Source organism: Blautia acetica, from assembly GCF_038739805.1.
Taxonomy (GTDB): domain Bacteria; phylum Bacillota; class Clostridia; order Lachnospirales; family Lachnospiraceae; genus Blautia.
Genome location: NZ_JBBEWO010000021.1, coordinates 45,851 through 58,283, shown reverse-complemented (window position 1 = coordinate 58,283; position 12,433 = coordinate 45,851). Strand labels below are relative to the sequence as shown.

General features: G+C 46.3%; 11 protein-coding genes and 1 tRNA gene. 4 read left to right on the top strand and 8 right to left on the bottom strand.

The window, feature by feature from the left end:
- Positions 1 to 222 precede the first annotated feature (222 nt).
- The 5 genes from WBS51_RS12855 to WBS51_RS12835 form a co-directional block, all read right to left on the bottom strand.
- Positions 223 to 1,227 (bottom strand): siderophore ABC transporter substrate-binding protein, encoded by a 1,005-nt coding sequence (locus tag WBS51_RS12855; protein ID WP_291682519.1) that lies wholly within the window; start codon positions 1,225 to 1,227, stop codon positions 223 to 225.
- Between the two features lie 37 nt (positions 1,228 to 1,264).
- The gene (locus WBS51_RS12850; RefSeq protein ID WP_173748139.1) at positions 1,265 to 2,017 is read right to left on the bottom strand and encodes an iron ABC transporter ATP-binding protein; all 753 of its coding nucleotides are present in this window, start codon (positions 2,015 to 2,017) and stop codon (positions 1,265 to 1,267) included.
- The gene (locus tag WBS51_RS12845; RefSeq protein WP_294460684.1) at positions 2,014 to 2,997 is read right to left on the bottom strand and encodes an iron chelate uptake ABC transporter family permease subunit; all 984 of its coding nucleotides are present in this window, start codon (positions 2,995 to 2,997) and stop codon (positions 2,014 to 2,016) included. The genes WBS51_RS12850 and WBS51_RS12845 overlap by 4 nt, the downstream gene beginning before the upstream one ends.
- On the bottom strand, positions 2,978 to 3,997 hold the full coding sequence (locus WBS51_RS12840) for an ABC transporter permease (protein WP_173748130.1): 1,020 nt from the start codon (positions 3,995 to 3,997) through the stop codon (positions 2,978 to 2,980). Before WBS51_RS12840 ends, WBS51_RS12845 begins: the two co-directional genes overlap by 20 nt.
- 91 nt (positions 3,998 to 4,088) lie before the next feature.
- Positions 4,089 to 4,481 (bottom strand): winged helix-turn-helix transcriptional regulator, encoded by a 393-nt coding sequence (locus WBS51_RS12835; RefSeq protein ID WP_291682516.1) that lies wholly within the window; start codon positions 4,479 to 4,481, stop codon positions 4,089 to 4,091.
- 194 nt (positions 4,482 to 4,675) lie between these two features.
- On the opposite strand from WBS51_RS12835, the gene WBS51_RS12830 reads away from it, so the two are divergent.
- Positions 4,676 to 5,047, top strand: a complete 372-nt coding sequence (locus WBS51_RS12830; RefSeq protein WP_173748126.1) for a metal-dependent transcriptional regulator — start codon at positions 4,676 to 4,678, stop codon at positions 5,045 to 5,047.
- Between the two features lie 119 nt (positions 5,048 to 5,166).
- On the opposite strand, the gene WBS51_RS12825 is transcribed toward WBS51_RS12830, so the two are convergent.
- A complete protein-coding gene (locus WBS51_RS12825) occupies positions 5,167 to 8,118 on the bottom strand; it encodes a YhgE/Pip domain-containing protein (RefSeq protein ID WP_294460693.1) in 2,952 nt (983 codons plus the stop codon).
- Between the two features lie 202 nt (positions 8,119 to 8,320).
- Between WBS51_RS12825 and WBS51_RS12820 the strand changes: the two genes are divergently transcribed.
- Positions 8,321 to 8,908 (top strand): TetR/AcrR family transcriptional regulator, encoded by a 588-nt coding sequence (locus WBS51_RS12820; RefSeq protein ID WP_173748122.1) that lies wholly within the window; start codon positions 8,321 to 8,323, stop codon positions 8,906 to 8,908.
- Positions 8,909 to 8,987: 79 nt separating this feature from the next.
- Here WBS51_RS12820 and WBS51_RS12815 read toward each other — a convergent pair whose 3' ends face one another.
- Positions 8,988 to 9,614 carry a hypothetical protein gene (locus WBS51_RS12815; protein WP_342694096.1) on the bottom strand — a complete coding sequence of 209 codons (627 nt, stop codon included), beginning with the start codon at positions 9,612 to 9,614 and terminating at the stop codon, positions 8,988 to 8,990.
- Between the two features lie 8 nt (positions 9,615 to 9,622).
- Positions 9,623 to 10,327 carry a DUF975 family protein gene (locus WBS51_RS12810; protein ID WP_291682509.1) on the bottom strand — a complete coding sequence of 235 codons (705 nt, stop codon included), beginning with the start codon at positions 10,325 to 10,327 and terminating at the stop codon, positions 9,623 to 9,625.
- A 228-nt stretch (positions 10,328 to 10,555) separates the two neighbouring features.
- On the opposite strand from WBS51_RS12810, the gene WBS51_RS12805 reads away from it, so the two are divergent.
- Together WBS51_RS12805 and WBS51_RS12800 are read left to right on the top strand one after the other, a co-directional pair.
- Positions 10,556 to 10,629, top strand: a tRNA-Arg gene (locus WBS51_RS12805).
- Positions 10,630 to 10,703: 74 nt separating this feature from the next.
- Complete coding sequence (locus WBS51_RS12800; protein WP_291682507.1) at positions 10,704 to 12,395, top strand: ABC-ATPase domain-containing protein; 1,692 nt, start codon at positions 10,704 to 10,706, stop codon at positions 12,393 to 12,395.
- Positions 12,396 to 12,433 lie beyond the last annotated feature (38 nt).

The following is a 12,433-nucleotide window of genomic DNA, read 5'->3' as shown; positions in this document are numbered from 1 at the left end:
TAATTTTTTTGTATAACAATCGACGCGCACCCGCATAGCGGGTGGATTATTGTTTCGCCCATCTCCATTTTTCGGATCAACGAAAAACTCCAATGGGCGAAACAGACTAAAGTCCACATATAAAAAGCAGGATATCTGTTTCCAGATTTCCTGCTCCATACTTTTATACACAAACGGTCCGCCTGTATAACATCATTTACAATAGTCCACATGAAAGCTGTCTTAAATACTGTCTTCCAAATCCGAAATCATAATATCCAGCGCTGTAATGCCGCCTTCTGCTGTATACCAGACAGCCGGATGCTCCAGATACACCAGATGTCCGTTTTTATAAGCGTCGGTTCCCATAATCAGTTCATTTTCCATGATTTCTTTTGCTGTCTGTGCCCCGTCTGCCCCAATAGCGCTGTCCCGGTCCATAACAAAAATGTAGTCCGGATTTTTCTCTACAACGGTTTCAAAGGAAGCCTCATTGCCATGGGTAGAAGTGCTTTCTGTGGCTGTGAGATTGTCAAAGCCCACTTCCACACCAATCATAGAGCATCTTCCGTCATTACCCATCAGGTTAAAGCTGCCGCTTGTCGTCATACCCACCAAAGCTGTTTTTCCCTTTGCTTTTTCAGCCAGCGCCGCAATTCTTTCGTCAAATCCTTCTGTTTTTTTCTGCACTTCATCTTCCAGACCAAACATAGAAGCAATGGTTTCTGCATTCTTTTTCACGCTTTTTACCACACCCAAATCACTGTCGGTAGAAAGATACACTACAGGCGCAATTTCGCTTAAAGCATCATAGGAGGAAGCCAGGCGTCCGCCAATAAAGATAACATCCGGGTCACACTCCATGACCGCTTCCATATCCGCCTCTTTGATTGTTCCCAGATTTGTCACCTTGTCATTATCCACATAATCTGTCAGGTAGTCCAAAGACGTAGTCGCAGAGCCGACTACACGGTCTCCCAGGTCCAGATTGTCCAGAATATCCAGTGACGCCATATCCAGCACAGCAATTCTTTCCGGGTCATACGGCACCTCTAAATCCACCTCTTCCTGATTGGCATTCAGAGATTTAATCGTAATACTTTCAGGTGTCTCTGTTTCTTTTGCCGTTACCCCTGACGTTTCTGCTGCTGTTTCTTTCGTGTCCTTCTGTGTGTCCTCGCTCTGTCCGCAGGCTGTCAGTCCCACAGCCATCACTCCTGCCAGTAATACACCTGCAAATTTTTTCATTCTTTGTCTCCTTTTCTCTGTTATTTCTCGTTGATAGTTAATAATAGATACACAATGGTTTCCCTTCGATTTCCATAATCTCAAAGTCCACCTGATAAATTTCCGAAAGCACCTCTTTTTGAATCACTTCTTTTACGGTTCCGTACTTTGCGATTTTTCCGTTTTTAAAAGCACAGATATAATCGGAATAGAAAGAGGCATAATTAATTTCATGAAGCACCAAAATCACGGTTTTTCCCAGTTCATCACTTAATTTTCGCACCATTTTCATCATGTTGGTAGCATGATAAATATCCAGATTGTTGGTGGGCTCATCTAAAAGCACATACTGGGTATCCTGGGCAATAACCATGGCAATATAGGCTCTCTGCCGCTGTCCGCCGGAAAGTTCGTCCAGAAAACGGTCTTCAAATTCTTTTAATTCCATATAATCGATAGCCTGGTCGATGATTTCCCTGTCCTTCGGGGTAAGTCTTCCGCCTGTATGAGGAAAGCGTCCGAAGGCAACCAGCTCTTTCACCGTCAGTTTCATCTGGATATGGTTGCTCTGTGTGAGAATCGCAAGATGTTTGGACAGTTCCCTGCTTTTCCAGTTCTCCAGACTTTTTTCCTCTAATTCTATCAGCCCTTCATCCTTTGCAATCAGCCGGGAAATCATACTCATAACCGTAGACTTTCCTGCCCCATTAGGTCCAATCAGGGCTGTCACCTTTCCCTTATGAATCTCAAAGGATACGGAATCCACCACGGTTTTCCCGTCATATTCTTTCTTCAGTTCCTGAATTTTCACTGTCTGACACCTCCTCTTCTCAGCAGAAGATACAGGAAATAAATTCCTCCTCCTACTGTAATAAATACGCTGACCGGAACTGCGTATACAAATACCTGTTCCACAATCATCTGCCCGCCTACCAGTACAATCATGCCAAAGAGGGCAGACCCCAGAATCAGCTGGGAATGTCGGTAAGTCCGCATAAGCTGCCGGGATAAATTGGCAATAATCAGTCCCAGGAAGGAAATCGGTCCTACCATAGCTGTGGCTACGGCAATACAAAGGGCTACTCCCAGCAGAAGTTTGCGGATGGCACGGTCATAGTCCACTCCCAGATTAATGGCCTGGTCCCGCCCCAGTGTCAGCACATCCAGAAGCGCCAGTTCCCTGCGAAGCCAGAATATAATCATTCCCAGAAGCACCAGAGAGAACAGAATAATCTCCGAATTTACATTACTGAAGCTGACCACCAACGTTGCCAGAAGGCTGTCGTATTCATTGGGATCCATCACCCGGATAAGCGTGCTCTGAATACTTCCGAAAAAGGATGTCAGCACGGTTCCGATAAGCAGAACATACAGAATGTTGTTCTTGGTTTTCTTAAAAAGATAACTGTAAATCACCGTAGCCGCTATGCCCATCAGTGTCAAATCTACGGCAAAGGAAACATTGGCGTTTACCACCAGAAAGCTTCCTGAGCCTGCCACAAAGACCACAGCCGTATGAATCAGCGTATACAGGGAATTCATACCCAAAAGGCAGGGTGTTACAATGGTATTGTTGATAATGGACTGAAAGACAATAGACGCGCCCCCGATTGCAAAGGCTGTAATCAGCATGACAATCAGCTTGGGAATCCGGATTTTCATGGCGTAGCGAAACAGCCTTTCATTGGAAAAAGAAACATCCACAGTCAGATAGGCTGCTGCCGCCACTGCAACCAACAGCAGCATAAGGAACAGCTTTCTTTTATTTGCTTTATGCACCGCACTGCCCATGTCCAGTCCCTCCTTTTCCCAGCCGAATAGCTTTTCTTCCGTTTTTCAGACGGTATAACAGCAGTAAAATAAACAATATGCTGCCCAGACTTCCCACAATCAGTTCTATAGGAAGTTCGTAAGGCATAATCACCACTCTTCCGATGATGTCGCACACCAGAACAAACAAAGCTCCGAAAAGCGCAGTATCGATTAAAGTCCCCCGAATCTTGTCCCCCTTAAACATGGCTACAATGTTTGGAACAATCAGACCGATATAGGAAATCGAACCTACCACAACCACCACAGACGCCGTAATCATAGCCGCAATGGTAATTCCCATAAAGAGCACAAGATTATAGGGAATTCCCAGGTTTTTAGAAAAATCTCTTCCCAGCCCCACAATGTTAAAATGATTGGCAAAGACAAAAGCCAGAATCACCAGAGGCACGGTCATGTACACAATTTCATACCGTCCTCTGAGCACCATGGAAAAATGCCCTACCAGCCAGGTAGATAACGCCTGGGTCATTTCATACTTGTATGCCAGAAAATTCGTAAGTCCTCCAATGACGTTTCCGAACATAATTCCCACAAGCGGAACCAGAACCACATCTTTAAATTGTATTCGCTGGATAAACCAGACAAAAATCCAGGTTCCCAGAATTGCTGCTGTAAAGGCAAAAAACGCTCTTCCCCACAATGTGGAATTGGGAAGAAACACCAGGGCCAGCAAAATTCCAAACTGCGCAGAGGAAATCGTAGCCCCCGTAGATGGGGATACAAATTTATTCATACACAGCTGCTGCATAATCAACCCTGCGGTGCTCATACCGATTCCGGTACACAAAATCGCCAAAAGCCGCGGTATTCTGGAAATCAGAAATACTTTCCATACTTCCGGTTCTCCTGTAAGCAGAGAGGATAAATCTGTATCAATGACACCGATGAACAAAGATACCACAGCCAGCACTGCCAGAACCGAAAATAAGAGAATCGTTGATAAATGTTTTCTTATCATGACACCTCCCGTTGTTTTCATCCGCGCTTTTGTTAGCTGAGGCTAACCCAGGCTCAAAAAAATTTTGCCCGGTTACGCGGTTCGTGGATAACTATACACAATCCGGCCCCTCCGTGCAATACCTTACTTTCTGGTAAGTATCTTCCTGTATCGGTTCTCCGTTTTTGTCGGCATGCCGTTTCGCCAGCTTACAGATGGCACATAAGATTTCTTTTATTTCCATATATTCTTCATTAAGATGATAAAACACAATGGCCGGCTTTTGCTCCTTCACCACCTCTTTATGCAAAATTCCCTCTTCCTCCAGTTCCCGGAGATTGGTATAAAGCACCTTTTCCGAAATTTCCGGTATACACTTTTTCAGAATTCCAAACCGGTTCTCTCCGTGAATAATATGCCACAGAATTCTCATTTTCCACTTCCCGCCTATGATACGGTTAGCAAAAATCAGAGGGCAGACAACTTCTGTTTTTCTATTTGACATGCATGTCTCCTTTCACATTTTTTGCAAAATCACTTCTGCATTTTATAGTATCACGGGAAATTTTGCAAGGAATTTCTCTTTCCATATATCCACCGGATTTTCCTCTGCTTTTCCCGATATCTGTTTTTTTGTTTGAACTCCCAAACAAAATATGCTATCCTGTTAATAGTATATTTTACGGAAGGAGCAACAACATGGAAATACATGAATCCGCCGAAAACTACCTGGAGACCATTCTGGTTATCGGAAAACGAAAACCTCAGGTGCGTTCCATAGATATTGCCAACGAGCTTTCTTTTTCTAAACCCAGCGTCAGCGTTGCTATGAAAAATCTCCGTGTAAACGGATACATCAACGTGGACCGGGAGGGCTTTATCACACTGACAGAAGCCGGACGCGCTATTGCGGAAAAAATATATGAGCGTCATGAGCTTTTAAGCGCCTGGCTGGTACATCTGGGCGTGGACCCCCAGGTTGCCGCCGAAGACGCCTGCCGTATTGAGCATGTTATCAGCACAGAAAGTTTTCAGGCTATTAAACGGCATACGGAATCCCAGAAAAAATAATACCTGGGAAATTTTAAACACCAAAATCCATGAAAGGCAGTCAGGTAAGGATGCGCACCTGACTGCCTTTCACAATTTTACTTTTTTCTATATCCCTTATTTTTCTGTTTTGAAACTCTTTATGCCAGGCCTTTCGCTTCCAGCCACTCATCCAGGGTATGCTTCTTCGCTCTGATTTTCTTTGTTCTTATCTGGAATTCCAAAATAGTCAGCGCTGTGAACACTACGAAAATCACTGCCAGGAACACTATGGCTCCCTGTATGCTCTCTCCGCCGGAAATCGTGCTTCGGAACGCTTCTACCGTATAGGTAAACGGTACCCAGTCATGGAGATACGGCACAAAGGAACCGGACAGTTCCAACGGATAGGTTCCCACCGAACCAGCCAGCTGAATGACCATAAATACCAACATCAGGAAGCTTCCCACCTTGCCAAAGGTGTTGGTAAAGAAATACATGACAGACATAAAGGCCAGGGATGCCACACATGCTACTGCAAGCGTTTTGCCCATTTCCACAGGCTCAAATCCATCACACACATGGAGCATAAAGACCATAACGATTGCCTGCAAAATGGCAATCAGATAAAGTACAGAGGCCTTGCTTGCCCACCAGGCAGTACCGGAGGTAAGTTTGCCTGAATATTTTGTCAGCGGATACATAAGGCTGAATGCGATGCAGCCAACCCACAAAGCCACAGACATCATATAAGGCGCCATAGCGTGACCGTTGTTTTCCACAGTGGTAATCTGTGTCTCGTGAATATCCACCGGAGCAGCAAACATGTCAACGGTGTCCTCTCCCATTTTGGTATCTTTCACTGTTTCAGCGCCATCTGCCAGGCTCTCTTCCAGAGTCTGACTGCCTTCTTCTATCTGTTTCATGCCATTTCCAAGAGTCTGACTGCCTTCATAAAGAAGATTTGCACCATCACTGATTTGCTTAGCACCGTCTCCCAACTGGCTGCTGCCGCTTAACAAAGTGCTGTTGTTCGCAGTCAGCTGGTCTGTGCCCTGTACCAGGGAAGCAGTGCCGTCCTTTAACTGAGAAGAACCGTCTGCAAGCTGGCTCACACCTCCGGTCAGTGTAGGAACGCTTCCTGCCAGGGTCTGTACGCCATAATCCAAATCCCGGCTTCCCTTCTGCAGCGCAGCCAATCCATCGTCTAAAGCTGCCGCACCGGACTTCAATGCCTCCGTTCCCTGAGTCTTCAACTGCTGTCCTCCTGCTGCCGCCGACTGAATACCTTCCGTCAGTTCACCCGAAGAAGCTGCCAGAGCAGAAGTCCCTGCCTTAACAGCCGAAGTACCCTGGTTTAAGCTTCCGGCTCCTGCTGTCAGCTTGGCAATACCCGGCTGAATCTGCTGGGTTACACCTTCTTTCAGCTGACCCAGACCATAGCTTACACCAGCATTCAACTGAGCCTCTGCTGCATTGGTGCCGTCAATAATCTGCTGCAGTCCTGCTGACATCTCCTGGAGCTGGCTCTGCAAAGCGCCTGTTCCTGCTGTATTGGTCTCCGCTGCCCTTCCCAGCGTTTCTCCTGCCTGCGTAAGCGCCGCGCTGCTGTTATTCAGCGCTTCGCCTGCTGCCGCAAGACGGTTTGACGCATCATCCGCTGCCTCTTTATTGCTCTGGGCTGCCGCGATGGCCTCGTTTGCAATAGCAGCCACCGCATCCATATCCTGGGCTTCTACCGCCTGATTCAGAGAATCATACAAATAAGAAACATCTGCAGCGCCTGCCCCGCCGGTATCTGCTGCTGCCTGAGCTGCTGCCGCCGCACCGGCATCTGCGCTGTCTTTTCCTCCTGCAATCTCATGCAGTTCATTCTGAATTCCGGACACATCCGCAGTCTGCACCGTACCTGTAGTCTGACCGCCGCCCATGGCTCCCAGAAATGCGTCCACCTTATCCTTCATGCTCTGTGCGCCTGCACGGATTTGAGCAAGCGCCTGTGTATTGCCTGCCTGAAGCTGGCTGCTGACTGTATCTGTACTCTGCGCCAGTTGTTCCACACCACTTTGCAGGTCCTGCAGTCCTGCCTGCAGGCTTTCCGTACCCGCCTGCACGCTTCCCACGCCCTCATCCAGCTGTGCTGTCTGCGCCGGCAGATTTGCAGTAGCAGCCTGGAGGGTAGAAAGTCCGGCATTTAAGGTTTGCAGATTGTCATCCACCTGCTCTGTACCGCTTTTCAAAGCAGCACTTCCCTGCTTTGCAGTTTCCGCTCCCTGGGCAAGCTGTGTCGTTCCGTCAGAAAGTGCGGCAACACCGCTTGTCAAAGTGGGAAGCTGGCCATTTAACTGGTCCAGGCCGTCTTTTAAGGAAGCGGCGCCGCTGTCCAGCTCTTTTGCCCCGCTGTTTACTGTGCTCACGCCATCTACATAGGTTTTCAGCCCTTCTGTCAGGGTTTTGCTGCCGTCCCGGAACGTCAGGGAACTGTCTGCCAGGGTTTTCAGATTGTCCGTAATGGTCTGATTGCCTTCTGCCAGTTCTATGGCACCATCCTTTAATTTTCCGGAACCATCGGCCGCCTCCTGCATACCGTCTCCCGCTTCCGAAATCTGGTCAAAAACTGCCTCCGTATATGTCTTTGTCACTTCTTCCCGAATACTGCTTTCGATTTTTTCCATGGCTGTTGCACTCATCTTGGAAGCAATATAGTTTGTACCCGGATTGGTGTCATAACTCAATTCCATTTTCTGCGGTTTGTCGTCTGTCAGCGTTGCCGCATTGGCAGAAAAATTCTCTGGAATGGTAATAACCATATAATAAGTACCGTCTTCCAGCCCTTCTCTGGCCGTATCTGCATCTGTAAAATGGAAATCCAGGGAACCGTCTTCCTTTAAATTGTCCACCATCTGTTTTCCTACGTCCAGAGTTTCTCCTTCATAAGTCACCGGCTGGTCTTCATTCACCACCGCCACCGGCAGCTTATCCACGTTACCGTAGGGGTCCCACATAGAGCCCAGAAAAAGCGTTGTGTAAATAGTAGGAATTGCAATAATGGCAAGGACGACTATGAGCATCATCTTATTGCTTAAAAGCTTTTTCCATTCTCGCCTGAGCATTGTTTTATCTCCTTTCTCATTATAGACTCAACATAGTTTAATAGATATTGTGTTGATTATTTTTTCAAGTTGCATTATACTAAAGGAGATAGGAAGTGGCAACCGTTAATAGCTCTATACTTTGTCTATTACTAGACACTTAGTATCTTTGTGTCTATATTTTATATTTTTTTAAGATTCTACAGAAGAAGGGGGATTTACCATGGCAGAGAAAACTGACCGCCGTGTAAGAAAAACAAAAAATCAGCTGAAACTGGGGCTGGCAAAGCTCATGCAGCAAAAAAGCATCAAAGAGATTACTGTAAAAGAACTGGTAAACGAAGTGGATATTAACCGCTCTACCTTTTATCTGCACTATACAGACATCTACGATTTGCTCCATTCCATTGAAGACGAACTGACCATAGAAATCCGGGACTCCATTCACGCCCACCCGGTAAGCCCTTTTACTGAAGACAGCCTGCCCTTTGTAGAAGATATCTTTCGGATTCTGGCTGAAAACAAGGACATCTGCAATGCTCTTTTCGGCACAAACGGAGATATTGCCTTTATCCACAGAATGGAAAATCTGATTTCCGTACACAGCCTTGATGTGCTGAAGACAACTTTCCCGGATAATATCCAAACCCTGAAATATTCCTACGCCTTCTGCCTTACCGGCTGTGTTGGTTTAATCAAAGCCTGGCTCAATTCCGATACTGGTGAATCCCCTCAGGAAATGGCCCGGATTGCTTTCCAACTCATTATGCATACAATCGAAGCCTTCACTTCCCAGACTCCGGCTGAGTAAAGGCTGCTTCAAACATCATGAAAAAACAGAACTGCCGCATGAAGGTCGCCTTTGCCTTTCATGCCACAGTTCTGCTTTTTTATTTTGCTTCTTCTTTTTCTCCGGTCATCTTCGCCGCCAGTTTTTTCTTAATACTGTTCATCCCCTGATAAGTATCTGCCAGACTTTGCTGCGTTTTATTGATTGCATTCACATACTCTGCAATCTTATACTGCACTTCGGAAACTGCATTGTGAACCGCTTCATAATCTGCCTGAGAACCAATCTGGCGCTCTGCTTCCTTCCATTTTTCCCGCAGGGTCTGATTTTCACCCCGCAGACGGAGAATTTCTCTTGCCAGTTTATCCTTTAATAGGCATTTCTCATTATCCGTGCGGACATATTCTTCGTAAGCGCTCTTCCACTTGGCTTCCATCTTGTCCAGGTCTTCCTGCAGCCTCTGATTCTCCCCTTCCAGTCTCTGCAGCTTCCGGCTCTGTTCCTCTGCCAACTGAGAACTGTTGGTCTCCTCCTGCCGTAAAAGCGCCTCCAGTTCCTGGATTCTCGCCTGATAACCTGCGGCCTCCTCTTCCCTCTCTTTTTTCATGCGGAAAATTTCCTCATTTGTATTTTCCACATATTCAATCACATCATCTTTTTTGTAGCCTCCTACAGAGCTACGAAAATTCACTTCCTGTTCCATGTCGTTCTCCCCTTTATCCTTCATTCTCTAAATTATAAATTCTCCCCCTGCATTCCCTGTCCATCACCCGGATTCTGCCTTTGCAGCCATGCATTTCGCAATACTGCATAAAGTTCTGCTTCCGTTGCATAGTAATACGGAATAGACCAGAAAATCCCCACAATTCCGCAAGTGAAAACCGCCAGCAATTCCCATCCGATAAAAGAAAGGTGCAGCACAAAAGCATCAAATTTCTGATTCATCATCAACTGTCTGGAAATCGCAAAGGCGTCTGCCTGGTCAATATCCGGCTGCTCTGCCAGAATGTAGGGAACCATCATATATTCATAGGTCTTGATAATTCCCGGAATGATAAACAGCAGCGTCCAGAGAACAATCTTCAGACCCATGAGAAACATCACCCATACCACATTTCCGTAATGGCCTCCCTGGAAACCAAACAAAACCTTTGACACCGGAGCGTTATAATCCCTGTTTTCTACAAAGAAACGGCAGCCGCCCACCATGAAAACATTCAACACCAGAATTTCCACCAGCAGGGCAATCAAACCGATACTGATTACTACACCCCATTCGATATAATATTGGTCTGTCTGCCTCTTCTGTACTATACTTACAGCCCCTGAAAGCAGCGACAAAATCACACCTGCAAGAACACATGAGCCATAATTTCTCCGAAAGACTTCTTTTGCGCTTGTTTTCAACTGCACCCTGCTCCAATTCGGTCCATATTCCATGCTCGCTCCTCCTTCTCCCATTTTCTCACCTTAAATGCACTTACAAATTTGCCTTAATGTCAGAAAATTTCTGCTTTCTACTTTTTTATTATTATAGTACTACAGATTCTATAAAATTTCCACAATATTTGCCTCGAAAAAAAATAAATATTTTTCGAAAAAAGTGTTGACATTTCATTATTCTTCCCTTATAATAATTTTTGTTGCTGAGGAAAACAGTTAACAAATGTGCGTTTAGCTCAGCTGGATAGAGCGTTTGGCTACGGACCAAAAGGTCGGGGGTTCGAATCCTCTAACGCACGTAAAACCTTATGTCTTAGGACATAAGGTTTTTTTGTTATACAGCAGAGTATTCTACCGCGAAAGGAGTTTTTATATGTTTACTTCGTCTCAGTTAAAGCAGCAGCTTTCGTCTATCAACCGAAAAAGCTATCCTGCTTACAAAACCCTGAAGGGTGTTTATGATTTCAGAGATTATCAGCTTTCCATTGACCATGTGCAGGGCGATCCATTCGCTTCCCCTTCCCACATCAGTATCCGCATTCCCCAAAGCCGCGCCGGATTTCCGGACTTCTGCTTTGCCTCTGCAGAAACCCGCACTGCTCTCCAGGATTATCTTCTCCGCAAGTTCGAGGAGCAAATTGCCGGCTATAGCTTTAAAGCCAAAGGCTCGGGAAAAAGCGGTCTGATTTCCACCACCCACTGCGGACAGGAAATCTTAGACCGCACAGCCTGCCAGATTTCCCAAAAAGAACTGGTTGTCCGCTTTACAGTAGGTTTTCCTGCCAATGGAAGAACCATCAACGCCTTTGAACTGGAAAAAATCTTCTTTGAGTTTCTTCCGGTATGTGTACAGAAATCCCTGTATTACAAAAATCTGAACAAAAAAGCCGTAGAAGAAGTAATTTTTCTGGCAGAGGACCAGAGTTTTATCCGCAAAGAACTGGCAAAACAGAATCTTGTGGCCTTTGTTGCCAATGGAGCCGTGCTCCCGAGACAAAGCGGCGTTTCTCAGAAACCCATGAAAAACAGCGTTCCCTTTGTCTCCCCCCTCTCTCTGCAGGTAGAAATGCACCTTCCCCATAAAGGAACTCTGGCAGGTATGGGGATTCCCAAAGGTATTACGCTCATTGCCGGAGGCGGATACCACGGGAAATCCACTTTGCTGGACGCCCTGGAAACAGGAGTCTACAATCACATTGCCGGAGATGGCAGAGAGTACGTTATCACTGATGACACAGCTCTGAAACTTCGTTCTGAAGACGGACGGTTTATCAAAGATGTGGACATTTCCCTTTTTATCAACGACCTGCCGAACAAAAAGGACACCCACTGCTTCTCCACCTTAGATGCCAGCGGCAGCACCTCCCAGGCGGCAGGTATTGTGGAAGGCATGGAAGCCGGTACAAAACTGCTGCTTCTGGATGAGGATACCTCTGCCACCAACTTTATGGTACGGGATACCTTTATGCAGCAGGTTATCAGCCGGGAAAAAGAGCCTATTACGCCGTTTCTGGAACGGGCCCGGGATTTATACGGAGAATGCGGTATCTCCACCATTCTGGTGGCCGGAAGTTCCGGGGCTTTCTTCCACATTGCGGATACCATTATCCAGATGGACAGCTACCAGGTTTTGGACATCACCAAAAAAGTCAAAGACCTGTGTGCAGACTATCCTCTTCCTCCTGCTTCCGTCCCGGTCTTTTCCATGCCGGATTTCAAAAGAGTAATGACTGCCCCTGCAGTCAAAAGAGATTCTTATAAAGAGTTGAAGCTGAAAACACATGGAAGGGATTCCTTTTCTATAGGAAAAGAAACGGTAGATTTGCGCTATATCGAGCAGCTTGCAGATTCTGAACAGACTGCTGCACTGGCACAACTGCTGAAATACGCCAGAGAACATCTCATTGACAACAAGAAAACCGTTTCCCAGGTTATCCGCCTTTTGGAGGACAAACTGGAGAAAGAAGGTCTGGCAGGAATTTGCAGCAGTTCCTATACCCCCTGCGGACTGGCCATGCCCAGACGGCAGGAAATCTTCTCCTGCTTTAACCGGTATCGGAGATAACCTTCCAATAGATGAAGCTCACAAAGAAAGCAGGCAAA

Excerpts from the sequence above, each read along its gene's own strand:
- WBS51_RS12800 (WP_291682507.1), top strand. The coding sequence starts at position 10,704 with ATGTTTACTTCGTCTCAGTTAAAGCAGCAGCTTTCGTCTATCAACCGA.
- WBS51_RS12835 (WP_291682516.1), bottom strand. The coding sequence starts at position 4,481 with ATGTCAAATAGAAAAACAGAAGTTGTCTGCCCTCTGATTTTTGCTAAC.
- WBS51_RS12830 (WP_173748126.1), top strand. The coding sequence starts at position 4,676 with ATGGAAATACATGAATCCGCCGAAAACTACCTGGAGACCATTCTGGTT.
- WBS51_RS12815 (WP_342694096.1), bottom strand. The coding sequence starts at position 9,614 with ATGAAGGATAAAGGGGAGAACGACATGGAACAGGAAGTGAATTTTCGT.
- WBS51_RS12845 (WP_294460684.1), bottom strand. The coding sequence starts at position 2,997 with ATGGGCAGTGCGGTGCATAAAGCAAATAAAAGAAAGCTGTTCCTTATG.
- WBS51_RS12820 (WP_173748122.1), top strand. The coding sequence starts at position 8,321 with ATGGCAGAGAAAACTGACCGCCGTGTAAGAAAAACAAAAAATCAGCTG.
- WBS51_RS12810 (WP_291682509.1), bottom strand. The coding sequence starts at position 10,327 with ATGGAATATGGACCGAATTGGAGCAGGGTGCAGTTGAAAACAAGCGCA.
- WBS51_RS12855 (WP_291682519.1), bottom strand. The coding sequence starts at position 1,227 with ATGAAAAAATTTGCAGGTGTATTACTGGCAGGAGTGATGGCTGTGGGA.
- WBS51_RS12825 (WP_294460693.1), bottom strand. The coding sequence starts at position 8,118 with ATGCTCAGGCGAGAATGGAAAAAGCTTTTAAGCAATAAGATGATGCTC.
- WBS51_RS12840 (WP_173748130.1), bottom strand. The coding sequence starts at position 3,997 with ATGATAAGAAAACATTTATCAACGATTCTCTTATTTTCGGTTCTGGCA.